This window comes from Brevibacterium sp. CFH 10365 (assembly GCF_009299785.1).
Classification (GTDB): Bacteria; Actinomycetota; Actinomycetes; order Actinomycetales; family Brevibacteriaceae; genus Brevibacterium; species Brevibacterium limosum.
Genome location: NZ_VIGO01000006.1, coordinates 112,460 through 134,414, shown reverse-complemented (window position 1 = coordinate 134,414; position 21,955 = coordinate 112,460). Strand labels below are relative to the sequence as shown.

The 21,955-nt window shown below is 63.6% G+C and carries 19 protein-coding genes; 10 read left to right on the top strand and 9 right to left on the bottom strand.

The genetic code is table 11. The annotated features are described in order from the left end of the window. The first annotated feature begins 150 nt into the window (after positions 1–150). The 3 genes from FHG09_RS13380 to FHG09_RS13370 all read left to right on the top strand — a co-directional run bounded on the left by FHG09_RS13380 (position 151) and on the right by FHG09_RS13370 (position 4,393). Complete coding sequence (locus FHG09_RS13380; protein ID WP_227492761.1) at positions 151–1,977, top strand: ABC transporter ATP-binding protein; 1,827 nt, start codon at positions 151–153, stop codon at positions 1,975–1,977. Beyond that, complete coding sequence (locus tag FHG09_RS13375) at positions 1,974–3,794, top strand: ABC transporter ATP-binding protein (RefSeq protein ID WP_152348154.1); 1,821 nt, start codon at positions 1,974–1,976, stop codon at positions 3,792–3,794. The genes FHG09_RS13380 and FHG09_RS13375 overlap by 4 nt, the downstream gene beginning before the upstream one ends. A 101-nt stretch (positions 3,795–3,895) precedes the next feature. Then, complete coding sequence (locus FHG09_RS13370; RefSeq protein WP_152348153.1) at positions 3,896–4,393, top strand: hypothetical protein; 498 nt, start codon at positions 3,896–3,898, stop codon at positions 4,391–4,393. Here FHG09_RS13370 and FHG09_RS13365 read toward each other — a convergent pair. Further along, on the bottom strand, positions 4,383–4,997 hold the full coding sequence (locus FHG09_RS13365; protein WP_152348152.1) for a protein-L-isoaspartate O-methyltransferase family protein: 615 nt from the start codon (positions 4,995–4,997) through the stop codon (positions 4,383–4,385). The two genes, FHG09_RS13370 and FHG09_RS13365, sit on opposite strands and share 11 nt — an antisense overlap. A gap of 89 nt (positions 4,998–5,086) precedes the next feature. Here FHG09_RS13365 and FHG09_RS13360 point away from each other — a divergent pair, with 89 nt between their 5' ends. Next, entirely contained in the window at positions 5,087–5,605 is a 519-nt protein-coding gene (locus tag FHG09_RS13360; RefSeq protein WP_152348151.1) for an adenine phosphoribosyltransferase, read from the top strand. An 11-nt stretch (positions 5,606–5,616) separates the two neighbouring features. On the opposite strand, the gene FHG09_RS13355 is transcribed toward FHG09_RS13360, so the two are convergent. The 3 genes from FHG09_RS13355 to FHG09_RS13345 form a co-directional block, all read right to left on the bottom strand. Continuing rightward, positions 5,617–6,579 (bottom strand): hypothetical protein, encoded by a 963-nt coding sequence (locus tag FHG09_RS13355; RefSeq protein ID WP_152348150.1) that lies wholly within the window; start codon positions 6,577–6,579, stop codon positions 5,617–5,619. 38 nt (positions 6,580–6,617) lie between these two features. Then, complete coding sequence (locus FHG09_RS13350; RefSeq protein WP_227492760.1) at positions 6,618–7,061, bottom strand: PTS glucose transporter subunit IIA; 444 nt, start codon at positions 7,059–7,061, stop codon at positions 6,618–6,620. A 132-nt stretch (positions 7,062–7,193) separates the two neighbouring features. Further along, complete coding sequence (locus FHG09_RS13345) at positions 7,194–7,427, bottom strand: PTS transporter subunit EIIB (protein WP_152348148.1); 234 nt, start codon at positions 7,425–7,427, stop codon at positions 7,194–7,196. A gap of 135 nt (positions 7,428–7,562) precedes the next feature. Between FHG09_RS13345 and FHG09_RS13340 the strand changes: the two genes are divergently transcribed. Together FHG09_RS13340 and FHG09_RS13335 are read left to right on the top strand one after the other, a co-directional pair. Further along, the gene (locus FHG09_RS13340) at positions 7,563–8,933 is read left to right on the top strand and encodes a PTS transporter subunit EIIC (RefSeq protein ID WP_152348147.1); all 1,371 of its coding nucleotides are present in this window, start codon (positions 7,563–7,565) and stop codon (positions 8,931–8,933) included. A 221-nt stretch (positions 8,934–9,154) separates the two neighbouring features. Next, on the top strand, positions 9,155–9,976 hold the full coding sequence (locus FHG09_RS13335; RefSeq protein WP_152348146.1) for an aldo/keto reductase: 822 nt from the start codon (positions 9,155–9,157) through the stop codon (positions 9,974–9,976). A 144-nt stretch (positions 9,977–10,120) separates the two neighbouring features. On the opposite strand, the gene mdlC is transcribed toward FHG09_RS13335, so the two are convergent. From mdlC to FHG09_RS13320, 3 genes are all read right to left on the bottom strand, one after another. After that, positions 10,121–11,758 carry a benzoylformate decarboxylase gene (mdlC, locus tag FHG09_RS13330; RefSeq protein WP_152348145.1) on the bottom strand — a complete coding sequence of 546 codons (1,638 nt, stop codon included), beginning with the start codon at positions 11,756–11,758 and terminating at the stop codon, positions 10,121–10,123. A 147-nt stretch (positions 11,759–11,905) separates the two neighbouring features. Then, positions 11,906–12,847, bottom strand: a complete 942-nt coding sequence (locus FHG09_RS13325; protein ID WP_152348144.1) for a D-2-hydroxyacid dehydrogenase family protein — start codon at positions 12,845–12,847, stop codon at positions 11,906–11,908. After that, positions 12,825–13,130: a hypothetical protein gene (locus FHG09_RS13320; RefSeq protein WP_152348143.1), complete on the bottom strand. Its 306-nt coding sequence runs from the start codon at positions 13,128–13,130 to the stop codon at positions 12,825–12,827. Before FHG09_RS13320 ends, FHG09_RS13325 begins: the two co-directional genes overlap by 23 nt. A gap of 164 nt (positions 13,131–13,294) precedes the next feature. Between FHG09_RS13320 and FHG09_RS13315 the strand changes: the two genes are divergently transcribed. The 4 genes from FHG09_RS13315 to FHG09_RS13300 all read left to right on the top strand — a co-directional run bounded on the left by FHG09_RS13315 (position 13,295) and on the right by FHG09_RS13300 (position 18,921). Then, on the top strand, positions 13,295–14,275 hold the full coding sequence (locus tag FHG09_RS13315) for an ABC transporter permease (RefSeq protein ID WP_152348142.1): 981 nt from the start codon (positions 13,295–13,297) through the stop codon (positions 14,273–14,275). A 5-nt stretch (positions 14,276–14,280) separates the two neighbouring features. Then, a complete protein-coding gene (locus tag FHG09_RS13310) occupies positions 14,281–15,249 on the top strand; it encodes an ABC transporter permease (protein ID WP_152348141.1) in 969 nt (322 codons plus the stop codon). A gap of 11 nt (positions 15,250–15,260) precedes the next feature. Further along, entirely contained in the window at positions 15,261–17,003 is a 1,743-nt protein-coding gene (locus tag FHG09_RS13305) for an ABC transporter ATP-binding protein (protein ID WP_152348140.1), read from the top strand. A 208-nt stretch (positions 17,004–17,211) separates the two neighbouring features. Next, positions 17,212–18,921: an ABC transporter family substrate-binding protein gene (locus FHG09_RS13300; protein ID WP_152348139.1), complete on the top strand. Its 1,710-nt coding sequence runs from the start codon at positions 17,212–17,214 to the stop codon at positions 18,919–18,921. 208 nt (positions 18,922–19,129) lie between these two features. Here FHG09_RS13300 and ilvD read toward each other — a convergent pair whose 3' ends face one another. Together ilvD and FHG09_RS13290 are read right to left on the bottom strand one after the other, a co-directional pair. After that, complete coding sequence (ilvD, locus tag FHG09_RS13295; RefSeq protein ID WP_152348138.1) at positions 19,130–20,842, bottom strand: dihydroxy-acid dehydratase; 1,713 nt, start codon at positions 20,840–20,842, stop codon at positions 19,130–19,132. 143 nt (positions 20,843–20,985) lie between these two features. Beyond that, entirely contained in the window at positions 20,986–21,930 is a 945-nt protein-coding gene (locus FHG09_RS13290; RefSeq protein ID WP_152348137.1) for a 2-hydroxyacid dehydrogenase, read from the bottom strand. Positions 21,931–21,955 lie beyond the last annotated feature (25 nt).

Sequence of the window (21,955 nt, the reverse complement as noted above, 5' to 3'; positions counted from 1 at the left end):
GGGTGTCAAACCTTGCAATCCTTCGTCTCAGAAGCCGAGACGAATGTGGCTTGACAGGCGAGACTCCGTCGATTCAGCGCACAGAGAAACAGGAAGTCCGTTTGCCGGATTCGTGGAATAGATCACAGTCTGCGACTAGGCTGGATTCTCGTGCGCCCCCTCCTCCGTTTCTGGCCTGATCTCCGTTCCCGCATCGGCGTGTACATCCTCGTGCTCGTCCTCACTCTCCTGGCCAACGGAATCCAGCTCGTCGTCCCGGTGATCACCGGCTACATCGTCGACGGACCCATCGCCCACCGCGATCTGTCGGCCCTGTGGCTGCCGGTCCTCGGGGTGCTGTTCATCGGCATCGCCGAGGCGGTCGGAATGTGGGCCCGGCGCATGGTCGTCGCTCCCGTCGTCTCTCATTGGGAGGTGACGTGGCGTTCGCGTCTGTTCGATCGTCTGCAGTACACCTCGGTGGCGATCCACGATTCCTGGGAGTCCGGCCAGCTGCTCTCGCGCGCGGTCAATGATCTGTCCCAGCTGCGTCGCTTCTTCGCCTTCGGACTGCCGTTCCTCGTCTCCACGCCGATCGTGCTCGCCGTCGGCACGGTCATGCTCGTGCTCATGCAGCCCGTGTTCGGTCTGATCATGATCCTCATGGCGGTGCCGGCGATCATCGCGGTCGCGATCTTCGAGAAGCACTACCGGGAGACCTCCCGGCGGTCGCAGGACACCATGGGCGAGGTGACCACGGATGTCGAGGAGTCCATCCAGGGCATCCGCATCCTCAGGTCCTTCGGCCGTTCCCCCTGGGCCGCCGAGCGCTTCTCCGAGATCTCGACTCGGCTGAAGTCCTTGGAGATCCGCAAAGCGAAGCTCGACTCCTGGCTGTGGAGTGTGCTCCTGCTGCTGCCGACTCTGGCTCAGGCCGCGATCGTCGCCGTCGGCACCTGGGGCGTCATCGAGGGTTGGACGACGATCGGCACGGTCGTGGCGGCAGTGACGATCTCGATGGTGCTGCGCATGCCCATCGAGATGCTCGGCTTCCTGCTCGCCGATGCGCTCATGGCGCTGACCGCCGCCGGCCGGTACTGGGAGGTCATCGATATCCGCCACGACATCACCGACACCGACGGTGGTGTCGACGATGCTCCCGAAGTCGGGCACTTCCGCGGGAAGCTGCGCTTCGACGATGTCGATTTCCATTTCGCCGATACCGAGCGACTGACTCTGCAGGGTCTCGATCTCACCATCGAACCCGGTCAGACTCTCGCTCTCGTCGGGGCGACCGGCTCGGGGAAGACGACGCTGGCTTCGCTCGTGCCCAGGCTTCAGGACGTCTCCGCCGGCACGGTGAGCATCGACGGCGTCGACATCCGGGACATGCCGGTCAACGAGCTGCGTCACCTCGTGTCCGTGTCCTTCGAGGATCCGATCCTGTTCTCGACCTCGGTCGCCGAGAACATCGAGATGGGCGCCCCGGGCGCGAGCGAGGAAGAGATCTGGAAGGCCCTCGAGATCGCTGCGGCGAAGGACTTCGTCTCCCGCCTGCCTGATGGCTTGGACACGCAGGTCGGCGAGCAGGGTCTGTCTCTGTCCGGTGGTCAGCGTCAGCGCCTCGCCTTGGCCCGCGCAGTCATCGGCCGTCCGCGCATCCTGGTCCTCGACGACCCGCTCTCGGCCGTCGACGTCGACACCGAGGATCGGGTGCAGCGGGCCCTGCGGGAGATTCTGCCGGACTCGACGACGCTCATCATCGCTCACCGCCCCTCCACGGCGGCGCTGGCCGATGTGGTGGCCGTGCTCGATGAGGGCCGGATCGCGGCCCTGGGCCCGCACGAGCAGCTGCTCGAGTCCTCGACGCTCTACCGCGAACTCATGGGGGCGAGCGCGAAGGTCGAGGCGCATACCGACCCGCGCATGCAATCGAGTGCGCCTGCGGGCGCGGAGGCTCGCGCACAGAAGCAGTCACAGGAAGGAGGTCGGCCATGAGCACGCCCCGTCTCGACAGTGACGACGAGATCGAGGCGCTGCCTCCGGACATTGCGAAGAAGGCGCGCTCCCTGCTGATGTCGCTGGTCAGGCCGCACCTGCCGATGGCGATCTTCCTCGCCGTCATCGTCGTGCTCACTGCCGCTCTGCTCGTCATCGGTCCGGTGTTCATCGCCGATGCCCTCGACAAGGGCGTTCCCGCGGCGATCGACGGCGATTTCGACCCGCTGATTCGGGCGGTCACGCTCTTCGTGGTCTCAGCGGTCGCCTCGGCGATTCTGGCTTTCACCTCGACCAGGCTCGTCGGAATCACCGCGCAGAGGATCCTCTTCACCCTGCGCGAGCGGGTCTTCACTCATGTGCAGCGTCTGGACCTGGGCTATCACGAGAAGTCGACCTCGGGACGGCTGGTGTCCCGGCAGACCTCGGACATGGAGTCGGTGCAGCAGTTCCTGTCGTATTCGCTGTTCGAGACGGCCCTGGCGGTGCTGCAGATGCTCTTCATCGCCGTCACCCTCGTCGTCCTCGATGTGCCGCTGGCGGTCGTCGTCTTCGCGGGCTTCGTGCCGCTGTTCTTCATCACGAAGGCCGCGCATTCGACTCAGCGCAGCGCCTACCGGCGTACGCGGACGTCGATCGCCAAGGTCATCGTCCACTTCGTCGAGACGATGGGCGGCATCCGCGCCGTCCAGGCGTACCGGCGCCAGCCCGAGCGGCGCGGGACCCTGAGCGATCAGGATTCCCGGTATCGGGATGCGAACACCGATGCCCTGCGCGGGGTCGCATGGTTCGCCGGGTGGACGCGCCTGATCGGCAATATCACGCAGACGGTGATCATCGTCATCGGTGCGTGGCTCGTCATCGAGGGGTGGACGCAGATCGGAGTGCTCGCCGCCTTCATCCTCTACCTGCGCCGCTTCTACGGCCCGCTCGACGAACTCGTGCAGGCTTTCAATCTCTACCAGTCCGCCTCGGCGGCGTTGGAGAAGATCGCGGCGGTCCTCGACACCGACCCCGAGGTGGTCGAGCCGGCCCAGCCGCGTGCGCTGCCTGCGCACGCGAGCGGTGACGCTGCTGTCAGCGGTCGCACCCTCGACCTCGACAGCGTCCGCTTCGCCTACGCCGACGGCCCCGATGTCCTCCCCCGATTCGATCTGCACATCCCAGCCGGGCAGATCGTTGCGCTCGTCGGTGCCACCGGCGCGGGCAAGTCGACCCTGGTCAAGCTCGTCACCCGCTTCTACGATCCGAGCGCTGGCCGAATCACCCTCGACGAGGTGGATCTGCGCGACCTCGATGATGCGCAGCTGCGTTCGTCGGTCGTCATGGTCACTCAGGAGTCGTTCCTGTTCGCCGGCACCATCGCCGACAACATCCGCATCGGCAACCCGAATGCCGACGATGACGACGTCGTTGCCGCCGCGACCGCCGTCGGCTTGGACGCGTTCATCCGCAGGCTGCCCGAGGGCTATGCCACGGATGTGAAGAAGCGCGGCGGCCGGTTGAGTTCGGGACAGCGTCAGCTCGTGTCCTTTGCACGCGTGTTCCTCGCCGATCCCGATGTCGTCGTCCTCGACGAGGCGACCGCGCATCTCGACATCCCGTCCGAGCGGCTGGTGCAGAACGCCCTGGCCACGGTGCTCGAGGGCAGGACTGCGATCATCATCGCCCACCGCCTGTCCACCGTCGAGATCGCCGACCGCGTACTCGTCATGGAATCCGGTCGGATCATCGAGGACGGAACGCCCGACGAGCTCACCTCCGGCACGGGCAAATTCGCGCAGCTGCATCAGGCCTGGCGCGACTCGCTCGTGTGAGGTCTTCCTTCCCGACTCCACTCAGTCGAGGCTCGACTCACCAGTTCGAACAAAGTAGGTTGTTGCGTACGGGACGATTCGAGTCGATGAGGAGGACGCCCATGAACGCAGAGACGGAGAACCAGGCCGAGGCAGGGCCATCGGTTGACGAACGACGGATCATCGGCGATGCCATAGCTCGTGGCGGTCAGGTGACGAGGTGGACCGCGGCAATCATCGGTCTGCTGTTCTTCGCCTCCGGACTGTGGTGGGCGGGCATCCTGGTGGTCGTCATAACCACTTTTGATCTGCCTCGTGCTGCGACTCGGCGCTATGCGCGTAAGCGCGGAGTCGAATTGGACATCCCCTCTCTCGAAGCGGTTGAGAAGACGTCATGGTCCGGGCTGTTGCTCGCGCTGGTGCTCATTCCCGCCATCTGCGGAGCAGTCGCGGCTGAGGCGAAGCTCGGTCACCCCCTGCTGCCGTGGTCGTGGAAGAATCCGCAGTACCGGACAGATGACCTGTACTTCCTGATGCCGCTCGCGTTCGCCAGCGTCATTCTCACCACCACCTGGATCGTCCGACGGCGAAAGCGAAACAGCGACGAGGTCACTCGCTGATCAGTGGAACGAATCTGTACAAGCCGTGCCGAGTGATCGTCAGCTCGTCGGCTTCGCGGCCGTCACGGACGACTCGGAGCATCTCCCCCGCCACGGGAATGACCATCGTGCCGCCGACAGCCAGCTGATCGACGAGCTGGTCGGGCAGTGACTCTGCCCCGGCGGAGACGAGCATCCGGTCGAACGGTGCCTGACCGGGGAGACCGAGGGTTCCCGGAATGGCTTCGTGGATGGCCGCCTCGGCGATCGGCGTCCCGTCGGTGATCTCAGCGGTGACGGCTTCGACTGCCGCCTGCGAGGATTCGACGAGCTCGGGGTGACGTTCGACTCCGAGCACTCTTCCCGTCGGTCCGACGAGGACGGCGAGCAGCATCGAGGTCCACCCGGACCCTGATCCGAGGTCGAGGACGGTGTCGCCCGGCTGCGGATCGAGGAGCCGGAGCATGTCCGCGACGGTGCTCGGCTGCGAATTCGTCTGCCCGTGCCCGATCGACAGGGGCGCATTGGCGGAGGCGTTCTGCCGTTCCGCGGTCGGCAGGAAAGGTTCGCGCGGAACCCGGGCGAATGCCTCGGCGATTCGATCCTGCGTCGTATCCGATGTCATTACTCCTCCGATTCACGACAGTCTTCGGTACCTACCATTGTGCCGATCCGCGCTGAGGGCACAATGGCGACACCGAGTATCGTTGTGCCGTGACTCAATCCGATCTCAGCCGCGCCCAGAGACTCATCACCTCGATTCCCGACTATCCCGAACCGGGAGTGATCTTCCGCGACATCTCCCCGCTGTTGGCCGATGGTCCGGCGATGCGGGCCGTCACCGAGGCGCTCATCGAACCCTTCGCCGGACAGTTCGATATCGTCGGCGGGCTCGAAGCCCGTGGCTTCCTCTTCGCCGGTGCCATCTCCGCGATGACGGGAGTCGGAATCCTGCCGATCCGCAAGGCCGGAAAGCTCCCCCGACCGGCGGCCGCCGTGTCCTACACACTCGAATACGGCACCGCCACCATCGAAGGCCCCGATGTCCTGAAGAAGGGCGAGCGCGTCCTCCTCATCGATGACATCCTCGCCACCGGCGGGACCCTCACAGCCGCCCAGTCGCTCGTGCGCGATCTCGGTGCCGAGGTCATCGGATCGGCCGTCGTCCTTGAGCTCACCGCACTCGGCGGACGCGAACATACCGGCGAGGTTCACACTCTCTTCGTCGAGTGAGGCGCGCACAATCAGCGGCAGGTGTCGTAGATGCGGCGCAGCTGATCCTGAGTCTTCTCAGCTTCCTGGGTCAGCTGAACTTCCGAGTCCGGGTCGTAATCACAGCCCCCTACGCTGATCACTCCGCCGGATGAGCTGTCAGACGCACCCGTCGGGTCAGGTCCGACAGCCCATGTGAATTGCCACGGATCAGCGGCTGTGGCGTCGATCCGCTCGATGTTTTCCCTGACTCGGCTGACTTTATCGGGCCCGTCCGGGACCACGGCGAAGTAATCCGACACCTGATCGTCTGCGATAGTGATCCGCTTTGTGTTGTCGCGAATCGGTTCGACTGCCGTTTCCAATCGGTTCTGGCCCTGTTCCGAGAACGGGAAGCCGACAGACCACGTCACGCTGGCGGTATCGGACATCTCCAGCAGAAGACTTTCCGAGCCGAACTCGGCTCGCACTGCGCTCAGGTTCTCAAAAGGATCTGACTGCTGCTCCACAAACCTCAGACGATCAGCGTCCGTCTCCGGATCGGAGTAGTTCTCCCAACTCAGCCAGCTGCGGGATGGTGCGGCCGCCAGCGCCAGCAGGCGCGGAGTTCTCTCCGCCATGATGTCGGCGTTCGTCCTGTCGATGATCGAGATCGTCCGATCAGGCATGGTCAGGTTGAATTTCTGGTCGTAGCCATCGAATTCGTCGCCGGACTCGTGATCGAGTGCGGCAGCCACATCGCGGGCTTGAGTGCTTGTCGCACCGGCAGCCATCTTGACCTTGAATATGACTTTCTTGCCTGAATCGAACCCGTTCTGATAATTCGTCTCAACGTCCTCGACGCCCGGCTTCGCCGACAGGACAACACCGATGTCCTCAACCATGCCGGTGAGATCCGGGCCCTGACACCCAGTCAGACCGACGGCCCCGACGACGGCGACGATGACGGCCGCGATGCGACGGCGAAGGCGAGATCCTCTTTCCAGCATGCTCACCAACTTAGCGGAGGGGCCTCCACCAGGCATACATCGACTCAGCCGACACGGATGAGGGTGTCGCCCGCATCGATCGGGCCTGCCTCGGCGAGGGTCAGGTCATCGACATCGGCGTCGAGGACGGCGACCGGCACGACCAGGGACTTCTCCGCCTCCCTCGCGGCGGCCAGGTCCCAGACGATGATCTCGTCGCCGGCTTCGACCTGCTGCCCGGCTTCGGCACGGAGCGTGAAACCGGCGCCCTTCAGATGAACGGTGTCGATGCCCAGATGGACGAGCACCCCCTGATCGGGCCGGTGGGAGATGACGAACGCGTGGGGCTTGAGACTCGTCAGCGTTCCGGAGACGGGAGCCGTGACCGTCAGTGTCGCGGCGTCGCCAGGATCGATGGCAGCACCGGGGCCGACGAGCGCCTTCGCGAAGACGGGGTCGGGAACCTCCGTCAGTGGGGTCACCGTGCCGGTGACGGGTGCAGCGATCATGACTGTCATAGCCAGCAGGCCGCCTTTCTCCAAAATCAGAAGCATTTCGCCTAGACTGACCTCAGACTACAGACAAGGCTCACTGTCGACCAGCAGATGCTCACCGGCGAGCAGAGGAGACGAAGACGTGACTCAGCCCATGAGGTCTTCGATGTCATCGACGAGGTTGTCGGCCTCCGGACCGACGACGACCTGGACCGCGCTTCCCTGGACCACGACGCCGAATGCACCGGCAGCGGTCAGCGCCTGCTCGTTGACGAGGGAGTCGTCGTCGACCTCGACGCGCAGTCGGGTGATGCATGCTTCGATGTCGTCGATGTTGTCGGCACCGCCGAGTCCGGCGAGAATCTGCTCTGCTTTGCCCATGCCTGTCCCCTTCATCTCCGGCGCTGATGTCCGGCGTCGATTGCTCATTCTGCGATCTGCGTCACAAGTCTACGGCGACTCGTGGCCGTCGCTCGATCCGAATCTGCCGATTGACCCGCCCCGAGGAGGACTCCGATGAGCACCGCATCCGCTGACGAACCGAAGAAGCGCAAGAGGACCATACCGGGGTTCGCGCAGCTCCAGCGCGTCGGCCGCTCCCTCATGCTCCCGATCGCCGTTCTGCCTGCCGCGGCCCTGCTGATGCGGTTCGGTCAGCCGGATATGCTCGGTCCCGATGGTCTCGGCCGGTTCGCGGACTGGCTGCTGCCGGTGGCCACGGTCTTCGCCGCCGCCGGTTCGGCCCTGTTCGATAATCTGCCGCTGATCTTCGCTGTCGGCGTGGCCATCGGCTTCGCGAAGAAAGCCGACGGGTCGACGGCACTGGCCGCCGTCGTCGGCTATATGGTCCTCACCGGCGTCTTCACGGCCATGGCGCCGAGCTTCGGCTCGGACAACGGTGAGGGTGAGAACGTCATCAACTTCGGGGTGCTCGGCGGAATCGTCGTCGGCATCGTCACCGCTCTGCTCTATCAGCGCTACCACCGGATCAAGCTGCCGACCTATCTCGGCTTCTTCGGCGGTCGCCGTTTCGTCCCGATCGTCACCGCGGTCGCGTCGATGCTCATCGCCGTGGTCATGGGGCTCCTCTATCCCCTCTTCGACGCGCTCATCAACAAAGGCGTGGGCGGCTTCCTCATGGAGCACGGAGCCAATCCGGGCACCGGATTCGTCTTCGGCACCGTCAACCGGCTCCTCATTCCATTCGGACTGCACCACCTGCTGAACAATCTGCCGTGGTTCCAGCTGGGTTCGTGCACGAACGCATCGGGAGAGACCGCGCACGGCGACATCACCTGCTTCTTCTCCGGCGTGGACGGCACGGCAGAGTGGACGGGATCATTCATGACCGGCTTCTTCCCGATCATGATGTTCGCCCTGCCGGCCGCGGCCCTGGCGATCTATCGCACCGCTCATCCGAAGCGTCGCAAGGTCGTCGGCGGCATCATGCTCTCGGTGGCGCTGACTGCCTTCATCACCGGAATCACGGAGCCGCTCGAGTACGCGTTCGCCTATGTCGCGTTCCCGCTCTACGCGGTCCACGCCGTGCTCACCGGCACATCACTGGCGCTGGTGAATGCGCTGGGCATCAAATCCGGATTCGGCTTCTCCGCCGGTGCTTTGGACTATCTGCTCAACCTGGGCCGCGCCTCCGAACTGTCCGGCGGCATCGGGCCCGTCCTGCTCCTGCTGGTCATCGGCCTGGCCTATGCCGTCGTCTACTATCTCCTCTTCCGGTGGGCGATCATCAAGTTCAATCTGCACACACCGGGACGCGAGGACGAGACAGACACCGGCACCGGGGCTCCGTCGGTCTTCGACGAAGCTCAGGTCGCCGCCGAGGAGTCCACGGGCAAGAAGCGCGCACAGGACGAAGGGCGAAGCTGACCGTCAAGCCGGCCCCAACCCGTCCTCACTCCAGTTCCCACTCCCCCAGTCCCTACTCATCCAGTCCCTCCTCAGATGAGTGGCGCAGAGAGTGCGTGGAATGCTCCGGGCTCTGGTGACGTTATAGGCTCGGTTCGGCACCCTCACCGGGTGCCGAATCGGCGAGCCCGACCATCCTCGGGTTCGTCCTGACCACCGCAAATGTGACGAAAGGCGGCACCATGACGGTTCCCACACTCACTCTCAACGACGGCAAGACGATCCCGCAGCTGGGCTTCGGCGTCTTCAAGGTCGACCCCGACGAAACCGAACGCATCGTCACCGACGCCCTCGAGGTCGGCTACCGCCACATCGACACCGCCGCCGTCTACGGCAACGAGGAAGGCGTGGGTCGGGCCATCGCGAAGTCCGGAATCGCCCGCGACGAACTCTTCGTGACGACCAAACTGTGGAATGACCGCCACGGCGCCGAAGAATCCAAGCGCGCCCTCGGCGAGTCCCTGGAGAAGCTCGGACTCGACCACGTCGATCTCTACCTCATCCACTGGCCGACCCCGCAGAACAACAACTCCGTCGAGACCTGGGAGGCCTTCCCCGCCTACCGCGATCAGGGGCTGACCACCTCGATCGGCGTGTCGAACTTCGACCACCGGTTCCTGCCCGAGATCCTCGACACCGGCATCATCCCCGCCGTCGACCAGATCGAATGCCACCCGCAGTTCCAGCAGGTCGACACCCGTCCGCTGCTGGCCGAGCACGACATCAAGATCGAAGCCTGGGGACCGCTGGGACAGGGCAAGGTCGACTACGCGAGCACCGTCATCGGTGAGATCGCCGCCGCCCACGAGAAGTCCTGGGCCCAGGCCATCATCCGCTGGCACCTGCAGAAGGGTCACATCGTCTTCCCGAAGTCGAACAACCGCGACCGTATGGAACAGAACTTCGACGTCTTCAACTTCGAACTCACCGACGCCGAGGTGGCAGCCATCGATGCGCTCGAAAACGGCGGCCGCGTCTCCGGCGATCCTGCCGAAGTGAACTGATCGATCCCATCATCGGGCTGACCTGAGACCTCGCCGAGGCGGCCCTCCCCGCCCGGGTCTGCCGAGCAGCGACGAAGCCGCCGGAGAGTTCCGATTCTCCGGCGGCTTCGTCCGTCTTCGGTCACAGTTCCCTGCGCCGGCAGATCACTCCACCGGCTGCCCTCCGGCGCCGAGGACGACGGCGTCGATGAGCACCGGCCCGTCTGCCTGCAGCGCCTCTCGGTAGGCGGCGTCGAATTCCTCGCGAGTCGTCGTCCTGCTGGCCGGGACACCGTACCCCTGGGCCAAGGAGACGAAATCGATCGTGCCCAAGGTCAGTCCCGGGGTGTCAGGAACTCCCATGCGCTCGGCGAATCCGGAGAGCGCACCGTAGCCGGAGTTGTTGACGATGACGAAGATCGTCCTCGTGCCCAACTGAGCCGCCGTGTACAGAGCGGTGAGTCCGTAGTTCGCGGAACCGTCGCCGACGGTGGCGACAACGGTCTTCTCGGGGTCGCCGATGGCCAAACCGAGAGCGACTGGCAGCCCGAATCCCAGTCCTCCCGAGGCCGGGAAATGATACATTCCGTGCCTGTCGATGACGATCCGCTCGAGGTAGTCGAGGTCGAGGGTCGTCGTCTCATTGACGTAGACGATGCTGTCGTGGACGTGATCGTTGAGGACTTCGAGCACCTCGGCGCCGGCCATTCCCTCCTCCGCTCGCGGATGGGCGGTGACGACTCGTGACCCGCGGTCGCCTCGGCGAGTTCCTCGATCCGTCGTCGCCTCCGCCAGGTCGGCGATCGCGGTGGCGATATCCGCGATGACGGCGCGACCGAACGGCGCCCGCGTGGCCTCCCGCGGATCCTGGGTGATCTGGATGACCTCGGTGCCCGGCTCCAGGTAGTTCGCCGGTTCCCAGCGGTGGTAGCGGAACGTGGCGGCTCCCAGGACGAGGACCGCGTCATGGCCGGACAGCCGGTCACGCACTGATCTGATTCCCGGAACCAGGACGCCGTCGAAGTTCGGGTGGGTCGTCGGGAACGGGCACCGCGTCGGTGAGGGAGCGACATAGACGGAGGCGCCGATGCGTTCGGCCAACACCACCGCATCGTCGAACACCGTCGGATCATCGACTGCGGCGGCATCGACCTGAGGCCCAAGGACGAGCGCCGGGTTCCGTGCACCGTCGAGGACCGTGGCGAGTTCGCGGCGCAGCGACTCCGACATCGTCCCCGCCGTCGTCACCGAACGCTGCGTCAACAGCTCGTCGTCGGTAAGAGCCGGCTGGTCCCAGTCGTCGAGCGGGACCGACACATAGACGGGACCACTCGGCTGCGTCACGGCTTCGAATGCCGCCTGTGACAGTGTGCGTGGCACGTCGGTGGCCGACAGCGGCTCGTGCGAGTACTTCACCAGCGGGGCGGGCAGCATCGAGGCATCGACGTTGGCCAGCATCGTCTCCTGGCCCACGGTTCGACGCACCTGCTGACCGGCGAGGACGACCAGCGGAACGTGGCCGTAGTGAGCGTTTGTCAAGGCGCCCATCCCATTGCCCGACCCCGAGGCGGCGTGCAGATTGATCAGCGCCGGCCGTCCCGTGGCCCGTGCGTATCCTTCGGCCATACCGACGACGGCCTGCTCGTGCAGACCGAGGATGAACCGGAAGTCATCCCCGAGGCCGGCGAGGAACGGCAGCTCGTTCGAGCCCGGGTTCCCGAAGATCGTCGTCATCCCATGGGCACGAAAGACCTCCAGACTCGCGTCGAGGACTGTCTTCTCACCGTCGGACTCTTCAGCCATAGTGCATCTGCCTTTGTTCGTATCGCGCTGTCGCTGAGGGGCGATGCGGGTGTGGCACCCCTCTCACCTCACCATAGCTGTTGATACGGACTGGGATCGACGGCGGTCGGCCGAACCGACGATCACGACCGTCGCGGGTGAGACGGCTCAGCCGAGGACGCGGATCGGCTCTCCTGCGGTCCAGGCGGCGATGTCCTCGACCGCCTGAGTGAAGAAGATCCGATACGTGTCCTCGGTGACATAGCCCAGGTGCGGGGTGAGCACGGTCCGCGGCGTGCTGCGCAGCCGATGATCGACAGGCAGAGGCTCTTCGTCGTGGACGTCGAGTCCCGCGCCCCGGATCCCGCCTGCCTCCAGCACGGTGATGAGTGCATCGGTGTCGACGAGTCCCGCGCGGGAGGTGTTGACGAGGATGCTGCCGGGCTTCATCGCCTCGAGCTCCGCAGCTCCCACGAGCCCCCGGCTGCGTTCGCTCAGTTTGTAATGGATCGTGACCACGTCCGCGGTGGAGAACAGCTCGTCCTTGTTCACCGCGCGCACGCCCAGGCTCTCGGCCCGTTCGGGATCGAGGTTCTGGCTCCACGCCACGACCTCCATTCCGAATGCCGCACCGACCCGAGACACCTTCGTTCCCAAGCGCCCCAGACCGACCACGCCGAGACGGTGCCCATCGAGATCTCCCCCGACCGTCGTCTGCCAGCCGCCGCCTCGGACGGCGGCGTCCTCGGCCGGGATGCTGCGCAGGACCGAGAGGATGAGTCCCCAGGTCAGCTCCGGTGTCGCCGAGGTGGTCGACTCGGTTCCGCAGACCATGATCCCCTGCGACCGTGCCGCCTCGGCGTCGATGGAGGCGTTGACCCTTCCCGTGGTCACGAGCAGACGCAGGTCCGGCAGCTGTGCCAGCCGACCGGCGGTGAAGGCAGTTCTCTCACGCATCGCCACAACCGCCTCGGCGCCGGTGAGGACCCTGACCAGGTCAGCATCGTCGACGATGGGACGGGGCACGTACTCGACGTCGGCGTCGAGGCCGCTCCAGTCCGCGAACTCCGCTGCCACCTGCTGATAGTCATCGAGAACGACGATGCGCATCTTGTTCCTCTCCATTTCGGCGCGAGCCCGTGCGACGACGTTTGATGACCGCTTGCACGAGCCCTCGTCCCGAAACGATCAATGCCCCGCAGCCGATGCCCAGTGCCGAAGCCGCAATCCACGAACTGTAGGTGATGCCGGCAATGATGAATCCGGACAACGCGATGAGGCCAACCGGCCATGTCGGCAGATTGCGATGCTCCATGACATCAGCGAGGGCAACCGCAACAACGGCCCCTGCGACAACGATGACGATGTGTGCCCAACTCACGTCATCCAGCATAACGTCAAATTTTTTTAGGCCACCTTGCCGAAAGTGTCCAAATGTCGGATACCCTGTCTGTAGTACACATCATACTTAGCTACCGTAAAGTAAAGAGGCTTCACGCGGAATGAGAGCTTTCCCCAACCTGAGCAATGGACACAGGAGTCTCAATGCTTAGGTTCATGTCTATCCGAACTCTGACTTACGTGATCTTGGCATTCGTCGCTTCGAGCTTCGCCTACCTCCTTGCCGCAGGACTGATGCACCCCGAGGCCATCCTCTACCCGCCGATCGCGAAGGAACCAGTCCCCGTCGAAACTGCGCAGCAGTATCTGAACGCACGCAACATCAATCCCGATGTGCCACTGTTCCAGCGCTATGCGAATTGGCTCGGCGGGCTGGTGCGCGGTGACCTCGGTGTCACCACCGGTACGAACAAATCGATGGTCCCGGTTTGGGAGGAACTGCTCAACCGCATTCCCATCAGCCTGCGCCTTGTGCTGATCGGCACGATCATCGGAACCGTTCTCGGCGTGGCACTCGGAATGGTCTCGGCCGTTCGCCGACGCTCGGCCGACGACCGGGTGCTCACCTTCGGCTCTTTCCTCATCCTGGCCCTGCCGACGCCGGTGATCATCCTCATCGTCCAGCAGATCAACCAAGGCTTCCTCGATCTCACCGGGTGGGGGCTGCCCGCCATCAACCCCATCAACCCGCTTCTCGAGCCCGGGTCTTGGGAATCGATCTCTTACCAGATCAAAGCTCTGGTCATGCCGACGATCGTGCTCACGGCGACTGCCGCAGCGTCGTACTCCAGGTATATGAAAGTCACCGCGCTCGACGTCCTCGGCAGCGACTATCTGCGCACTGCGCGCGCGAAAGGGCTGCGTCGTGGTCAGGCGATGACCCGCCACGGACTGCGCATGGCACTGATCCCCATGGGGCAGTACTTCGCGTTCGCAGTCGGAGCGGCTTTCGCGGGCTCGCTGTTCGTCGAGCTCATGTTCAATTGGCAGGGCATCGGCCGTTTCGCCATCTCGTCGATCGCGCTGGCCGACGTGAACGGAACAGTGGGAGTCGTGCTCTACTCGGCCGTGCTGACGCTGCTGTCAGCAACCCTCGCAGACTTCCTGCAAGGCATTCTCGATCCCAGGGTGAGGTGAATGTGATGAGTAAAGACAGCACAGGAGTCTGGAATCCCACGCTGGGAACGCCCGACCCCACCCATGTGCCCGACCCCGATCGGGCTGCCGAGAAGGTTCATGTGCCCGAACCGATGGGACGCGGCGCACTCATCCGACGCAGGTTCTTTCGCAATTCGGGCGCCTGGATCGGGCTGGTGACCTTCGTCCTCCTGATTCTGGCCGCGGTTTTGGCCCCGATGATCTACCAGTACGGGCCGTTCGAACGCGACCTTGCGAACTCATTGACAGGACCGACCCAGTATCACTGGTTCGGAGTCAACGAGAACGGCCTCGATATCTTCGCCCGGACCATGCAGGGACTGAGGATCTCACTGGTCATCGGCATCGGAACCGCGATCCTGACCTCGATCCTGGCGATCCTCGTCGGCACCGTTGCCGGTTACGTCAGCAGCAAGGGTCGATGGGGCGCGATTGCCGACGGGTTCCTCGTCAATCTGACGAATCTCTTCCTCGTCGTCCCCGCACTTCTGCTGATGATGCTCTTCAGCCCCGCTTTGCAGCAGGCTTCGTGGCTGTGGATGATCCCGCTGCTGTCACTGTTCGCCTGGATGCTGACAGCTCGTGTTCTGCGCGCCATGACCCAGCAGCTGGTCAAGACGGAATACGTCGAAGCGGCCAAGTTCATGGGCGTCAATCCGGTCGTCAACATCCTGCGACATATCATTCCCAATATCGCCAGCTGGATCATCATCGATACGACCCTCGGCGTCAGCGCCGCTATCCTCGGTGAAACTGGTCTTTCTTTCATCGGCTTCGGCATCCAATATCCGCAGGTCTCGCTGGGAACAGTCCTCCAGGACTACAACATCTCCGCCCCATACACCTGGATCCCACCGGCAATGGTGCTCGCCGCTCTCGTCATCTCCATCAATATGATGGGCGAGGCCCTGCGCGATGCTCTCGATCCCACCAGCGACTCCAGTAAGCTCTGAGGCCCTTGCACATGACTGAGACCGTACTTGCGGTGAACGATCTGAGCGTATCGTTTCCGTCCGAAACCAATACCGTTCATGCCGTCCAGAATCTGTCCTACGCGGTCAGAAAGGGCGAAGCTCTTGCCATCGTCGGAGAGTCCGGTTCCGGCAAATCTGTCAGTTCGCTGGCGGTGATGGGGCTGCTGCCTGCGAATGCCAGCGTGTCCGGCCACATCGACCTGTTGGGCAACGACATGTTCGCGCTCAACGACAGGCAGCTGTCCGATCTCCGCGGAAACACTGTCTCGATGGTCTTCCAGGACCCGCTGTCGGCGCTCACTCCCGTCTACGAGGTGGGTCAGCAGATCTCCGAGGTCGTGCGGATCCACCACCCCGACGTGCCGCAGGCCAAGGCTGATGCACGTGCGATCGAGCTTCTCGACGCGGTCGGCATACCTGACCCCGGCAGACGCGCCAAGCAGTACCCGCACGAGTTCTCCGGAGGAATGCGGCAGCGAGCCATGATCGCCATGGCGATAGCCAATGAGCCCGAACTCATCATCGCCGACGAACCGACGACCGCGCTCGACGTCACGATCCAGGCACAGGTGATGGATCTCCTCAAATCGGCGCAGGAGATGATCGGCGCCGCCACAGTCCTCATCACCCATGACATGGGTGTCGTCGCCGGTTTCGCTGATCGCGTCCTCGTTATGAAGGAATCGCGAATGGTGGAGGAAGGCGACGTCGAAGAGATCTTCTACCGCCCGAAGGAGAAATACACTCGGGATCTCTTGGCCGCCGTGCCTCGAATCGACGTCATTGCTCCCGGCGAGTCGCAGAGCATCGCGGGCTCGGCCATGGCCAAAGTGGCCGACACCGTCGAACTCGCAGACACCGTTCCCCGAGACAGACGTCCCGTCGTCCTTGAAGTCACCGACCTCGAACGCGTCTTTCCGATCACGAAGGGCGCGCTCATCCGAAAGAAGATCGGCGAGCAACGTGCCGTCGACGGCATCTCCTTCGACATCCGAGAGGGCGAATGTCTTGCTCTCGTCGGCGAATCCGGATCGGGGAAGACCACTACCCTGCTGGAGATCATGCAGCTGCGCAAACCGCAGAACGGCACGATCAAGATCAATGGGATGGACACCTCGACGCTGAGTCGAGCCGATCGCGCCAAGATGCGCAGCGACGTGACCGTCGTATTCCAGGATCCGATGGCAGCGCTGGATCCGCGTATGCCGATCGGCGACATCCTCAAGGAACCGATGCAGGTCCAGGGATACAGCAAGTCCCGCATGAATGAACGAGTCGATTGGCTGTTGACGACCGTCGGTCTCGCGCCCGAACATGCCGCCCGGTATCCGGCGCAGTTCTCCGGCGGTCAACGTCAGCGTGTCGGAGTCGCCCGAGCGTTGGCCTGCGAGCCGAAGCTCATCGTCTTGGACGAACCGACCAGCGCACTCGATGTCACCGTTCAGGCCGGAGTGTTGAAGATGCTCGCGGACCTGAGATCGAGATTGGGCGTCAGCTTCCTCTTCGTTTCTCATGATCTGTCGGTCGTCCGCCATATCTCTGACCGCATCGCGGTGATGAAGTCCGGAAAACTCGTCGAGATCGGAGACACCGCAAGCGTCTTCGACAACCCTCAGCACGAATACAGCCGAGAGCTGCTGGCGGCAGTTCCGATCCCTGATCCGGCCACAGCACGATCTCGACGTAACACCACGATCAATGCAGAGGCGTTCTCCGGTTCCGGTGACCTGTGATGACGCTCGAACTCCTCGCTCTCGCCGGGTGCCACTCGCCCCCGGCCGCCCGCCAGTCCGTTGTCACTGAAAAGGAGTACCGACCAGTCGACGTCACCGAGGCACGACCGCCTTGCAGTTCAATTCGAGGGCCGTTCGGAACGGTCTTCATCAGCACAGTTGCCGGGACCGCCCAACACAGGCGGCCTCGAAGTCAAAGGAGATTGAGATGATTCTCAGGCAGAAATTCACCCGCGGAGTTGCCGCTGTGGCGATTGCGGGGCTCGCGTTAGCGGGATGTTCGCAGGCGCCGGAAAGCGAAGGCGAAGGCGGCGACGACCAGGCACTCGATTCGTCGAGCAACGAAATCAACGCGAAGGACCGCAGCGAGGTCGGCGACGGAGGCGACCTGCGGCTGACGAACAATGCGTTCCCGGCCAACTGGAACATCCTCAACCTGGACGGCTATGAAGTCAACACCAACGACATGATGGACATGATCTATCCGGACCTCTACAGCTACACAGCTGAGGGCGAAGTCGTTCCGAACAAAGACTATACGAAGCGCCTCGAAGTGATCTCCGAGGATCCGCTTGTCGTCGAAATCGAACTCAACGACGGGATGAAATGGTCGGACGGCACCCCGATCGACTACACGTCGATCGAAAACGTCTTCAAGACGATGGATGGTTCGAAGAAGGACTACAACATCGTGTCTTCCGAAGGCTATGACAAGGTCAAGAAGATCGAAAAGGGCGACAACGACCTCACTGCCAAGGTGACTTTCAAGGAGCCCTACGCCGACTGGAAGGGCTTGGCCGACGTCGCTCCCGACTCTCTTGTCAAAGATGCCAAGACCTTCAACGAGGCCTGGGTCGATGGGCCCAAGGTCACCGCAGGTCCTTACAAGATCAAGAAGATCGATTCGAAGAACAAGACCGTCCAGATGGAGCCCGATGACAACTGGTGGGGCGACAAGGCACCCCTCGATTCGGTGCTCATCACCACGATCGAAGACCCATCAGCCGCGGCCTCCAGCTTCCAGAACGGTCAGCTCGATGCCCTCGAGACCACAGTTCCCGCCCAGTACTCTGTCGTCAAGCCGATGATCGACAACGGTGCAGAGCTGCGCCGTGCATCGGCACCGGATTGGACTCACATCACCCTCAACGGCGAGAAGGGCGGACCACTGGCCGATGAGACTCTGCGCCAGGCAGTCTTCAAGACCCTCGACCGCAAAGAGATCTTCCTGTCGGTCAACTCGACGATGCCTTACCCGAAAGACACCGAGCAGCTCAACAACCGCATGCTCATGACGAATCAGAACGGGTACAAGGACACCGCCGGAGACCGTGCAGATGCTGACGCGGCCGGCGCGAAGAAGATGCTCGAAGATGCCGGATACGAATACGACGACTCGGGCAAGGCCACGAAGGACGGCGAGCCGATCACTCTCGAATATGTCTACAACGACGGGTCGAAGACGAATGAAGCAGTTCTGCCCGTTGTCCAGGAGAACCTCAAGGAGATCGGTGTGACGGTGAAGGAGCACAAGGTTCCACCGACGGATCTCTTCGCCAAGTACATCGATCCCGGCAAGTACGATATGACTCTCTTCGGCTATTCAGGCAATCCGTTCCTGTCCAGCGGTGACTCGATCTGGAAGACCGAGGGCGGCCAGAACTTCAGCAATATCGGGGACAAGGAAGTCGACAAGCTCCTCAACAAGGCAGCAACGACGACCGATGAGGACGAGCGTGTCGATCTGATGAATCAGGCTGATGACAAGCTGTGGGATGTTGCGGGAGTCATCCCGCTGTGGCAGTCCTACGGCTTCTACGTCGTCAATCCCGACCTCGCGAACTACGGTGCCTTCGGCTTCGAAAGCCCCGACTGGACGAAGATCGGGTACGTCAAGGACTCTGACAAGCTCAAATGATGCTCGGATGAATCTCGTTTGAGTGCTGAGGCCGTTGCCGACTGGCAGCGGCCTCAGTCTTTTCACAGATCGCTGGCCAACCGCCCACGACAACCGGCAACAGAATCGCCGAGGCGGCGCAGACTCTCCGTCTGCACCGCCTCGGCGATGGTGGAACCGGTCCCGTCAACCGGAAGCGTTCAGCGTCGGCAAGGGACCGGAAACCGGCTCAGAAGCAGACCGCGCCCTTCGACGCCGACTGCACGAGCTTCGCGTACTTGCCGAGCACACCGGTCAGGCGGTGGTTCTCGGGCAGCGTCCAGGTCTTGCGGCGCTCGGCCAGCACCTCCTCGTCGACGTGGAGCTCGATCGAGCGGGCCGCGATGTCGACGGTGATCTTGTCACCATCCTCAACGAGCGCGATCGGACCGCCGTCGACCGCCTCGGGGGCGATATGGCCGATGCACAGACCGGTCGAGCCGCCGGAGAAGCGACCGTCGGTGAGCAGCAGGACATCCTTGCCGATGCCTGCGCCCTTGATGGCACCGGTGATCGCGAGCATCTCGCGCATTCCGGGTCCGCCCTTCGGCCCTTCGTAGCGGATGACGACGACGTCGCCCTTCTTCAGTTCCCCATTGAGGACGGCATCCATGGCCGGCTTCTCCTGGTCGAACACACGCGCAGTGCCCTCGAAGACATCGGCGTCGAAGCCTGCGGACTTCACAACCGCCCCCTCGGGAGCGAGTGATCCCTGCAGCACGGTGAGACCACCGGTGGCGTGGATCGGATTGTTGAGCGCACGCAGGATCTTCCCGTCCGGGTCCGGCGGGTTGATCGACTCGAGGTTCTCGGCCACGGTCTTGCCGGTCACGGTCAGGCAGTCGCCGTTGAGCAGACCGGCGTCGAGGAGGGCCTTCATGATCACGGGCACGCCGCCGATCTTGAAGACGTCGTTCATCACGTACTGACCGAATGGCTTGACGTTGCCCAGGTGCGGAACCTTGTCGCCGATGCGGTTGAAGTCGTCGAGCTCCAGTGTCACTCCGGCCTCGTGGGCGATGGCCAGCAGGTGGAGCACCGCATTCGTCGAACCGCCGAAGGCCATGACCACGGCGATCGCGTTGTGCAGCGATTCGCGGGTGATGATGTCACGCGCCGTGATGCCCTGGCGCAGCATGTTCACGACCGCCTCACCGGACTTGCGAGCGAACATCGTCCGGTTGCGGTGGATGGCCGGCGGCGCGGCCGATCCCGGCAGCGACATGCCCATGGCCTCAGCGGCCGAGGCCATCGTGTTCGCGGTGTACATTCCGCCGCAAGCACCCTCACCGGGGCAGACGGCGCGCTCGATGGCGTCGACGTCCTTCTGGGACATGGTGCCCGCTCGGCAGGCGCCGACAGCTTCGAAGGCATCGATGAGAGTGACTTCCTTCTCCGAGCCGTCCTCCATCTTCGCGGTTCCGGGCATGATCGAACCGTTGTAGAGGAAGACGCTCGAGAGCCCGAGACGGGCGGAGGCCATGAGCATTCCCGGGATCGACTTGTCACAGCCGGCCATGAGCACGGAGCCGTCGAGGCGTTCGGCACTCATCACGGTCTCCACGGAGTCGGTGATGACCTCGCGCGAGACCAGCGAGTAGTGCATTCCCTCGTGGCCCATCGAGATTCCGTCCGAGACGGAGATGGTGCCGAATTCCAGCGGGAAGCCGCCGGCCTCGTGGACGCCTTCCTTGGCGGCCGAGCCGAGACGCTGCAGCGACATGTTGCAGGGGGTGATCTCGTTCCACGAGGTCGCGATCGCGATCTGCGGCTTCACCCAGTCATCGTCGCCCATGCCGACGGCGCGAAGCATTCCGCGCGCGGCGGTGGCTTCGAGGCCGTCCGTGACATCGCGAGAACGGGGTTTGATGTCGGGAGTGGTGTTGTCTGTATCGATGCTCATGCAGGCATGCTACGCCCGATTTCAGCATCCGCACGCCGGACTCTCGCATGGTGGAACTTCTCCTGGGCACCATGCGAGAGTCCGACAGCGACCCGGTTTTCCAGACCGCTTAGGTCAGAGTCGCGTGACCTATTGTCGGATCCTCAGACCTTGATGAGGTTGACCGGCTGCTGACCGTCGTTGATTCGCCTGACCTGCTCGGCGAGAATCTTCACCACCCGTGGTTCGAAGGCCGAAGTGTCGCCTCCGACATGGGGTGTGATGAGGGTGTTCGGGGTTCCCCACAGCGCATGGTTGCGCGGCAGCGGCTCCGGGTCGGTGACATCGAGGGCGGCATGGAGTCGTCCGGTGGCGAGCTCTGCCACGAGCGCATCCGTGTCGACGACCTTGCCGCGGGCGACGTTGACGATGAGCGCATTGTCGGGCAGCAGGCTGAGGAACTTCTCGTCGACGAGTTGGTGTGTGCCCTCGTTGAGCGGAGTGATGAGCACAACCACCTCGGTGTGGGGCAGAAGCTTCGGCAGCTCGTCGACGCCGTGGATCTTCCCGCGTTCGTCCTCACGCGCGGTCGAGGCGACACGGGTGAGCTGGACTTCGAAGGGGTCGAAGCGGTCGGCGATGGCCGAGCCGATCTCGCCGACGCCGATGATCATCACGCGCCGGTCCTGCAGCGAACGGTAGCGATGGTGCTCCCACACCCGTGAGACCTGCGAGCGCACGGCGTCGTCGATTCCGCGCAGGCTGGCCAGCGTCAGCGCCAGGGCGAGCTCGGCGGTTCCGCCCGTGTGCACACCGGAGGCGGTCGCAACCTGGATTCCGCGTTCGGGCAGATGGGCGACGGGATCGAATCCGGTCGTCTGCGTGATGACCATACGCAGGTTGGGCAGCTCGTCGAGCAGCTCGATCGTCGGCCCCGAATCAAGGTAGGGCAGGACGACGACGTCGACATCGTCACGGCTGAGCTTGGCCGAACGTTCGGCATCGGAGAAGACGACGAGGTCGACATCTGCGCGCTGGTGTGCGGGGATCTGAGCGATCACACGATTGCGGAGCTCGGAGTTCGGGAAGGCGATTGTGGTGATGGACATGCCCTCATTGTGGCACGCCGCCCTG

Bases quoted from the DNA above. Each gene is read 5' to 3' on its own strand.
- FHG09_RS13375 (WP_152348154.1), top strand. From the start codon at position 1,974: ATGAGCACGCCCCGTCTCGACAGTGACGACGAGATCGAGGCGCTGCCT.
- FHG09_RS13370 (WP_152348153.1), top strand. From the start codon at position 3,896: ATGAACGCAGAGACGGAGAACCAGGCCGAGGCAGGGCCATCGGTTGAC.
- FHG09_RS13365 (WP_152348152.1), bottom strand. From the start codon at position 4,997: ATGACATCGGATACGACGCAGGATCGAATCGCCGAGGCATTCGCCCGG.
- FHG09_RS13350 (WP_227492760.1), bottom strand. From the start codon at position 7,061: ATGATCGCTGCACCCGTCACCGGCACGGTGACCCCACTGACGGAGGTT.
- FHG09_RS13345 (WP_152348148.1), bottom strand. From the start codon at position 7,427: ATGGGCAAAGCAGAGCAGATTCTCGCCGGACTCGGCGGTGCCGACAAC.
- FHG09_RS13340 (WP_152348147.1), top strand. From the start codon at position 7,563: ATGAGCACCGCATCCGCTGACGAACCGAAGAAGCGCAAGAGGACCATA.
- FHG09_RS13335 (WP_152348146.1), top strand. From the start codon at position 9,155: ATGACGGTTCCCACACTCACTCTCAACGACGGCAAGACGATCCCGCAG.
- mdlC (WP_152348145.1), bottom strand. From the start codon at position 11,758: ATGGCTGAAGAGTCCGACGGTGAGAAGACAGTCCTCGACGCGAGTCTG.
- FHG09_RS13325 (WP_152348144.1), bottom strand. From the start codon at position 12,847: ATGCGCATCGTCGTTCTCGATGACTATCAGCAGGTGGCAGCGGAGTTC.
- FHG09_RS13320 (WP_152348143.1), bottom strand. From the start codon at position 13,130: ATGCTGGATGACGTGAGTTGGGCACACATCGTCATCGTTGTCGCAGGG.
- FHG09_RS13315 (WP_152348142.1), top strand. From the start codon at position 13,295: ATGTCTATCCGAACTCTGACTTACGTGATCTTGGCATTCGTCGCTTCG.
- FHG09_RS13310 (WP_152348141.1), top strand. From the start codon at position 14,281: ATGAGTAAAGACAGCACAGGAGTCTGGAATCCCACGCTGGGAACGCCC.
- FHG09_RS13305 (WP_152348140.1), top strand. From the start codon at position 15,261: ATGACTGAGACCGTACTTGCGGTGAACGATCTGAGCGTATCGTTTCCG.
- FHG09_RS13300 (WP_152348139.1), top strand. From the start codon at position 17,212: ATGATTCTCAGGCAGAAATTCACCCGCGGAGTTGCCGCTGTGGCGATT.
- ilvD (WP_152348138.1), bottom strand. From the start codon at position 20,842: ATGAGCATCGATACAGACAACACCACTCCCGACATCAAACCCCGTTCT.
- FHG09_RS13290 (WP_152348137.1), bottom strand. From the start codon at position 21,930: ATGTCCATCACCACAATCGCCTTCCCGAACTCCGAGCTCCGCAATCGT.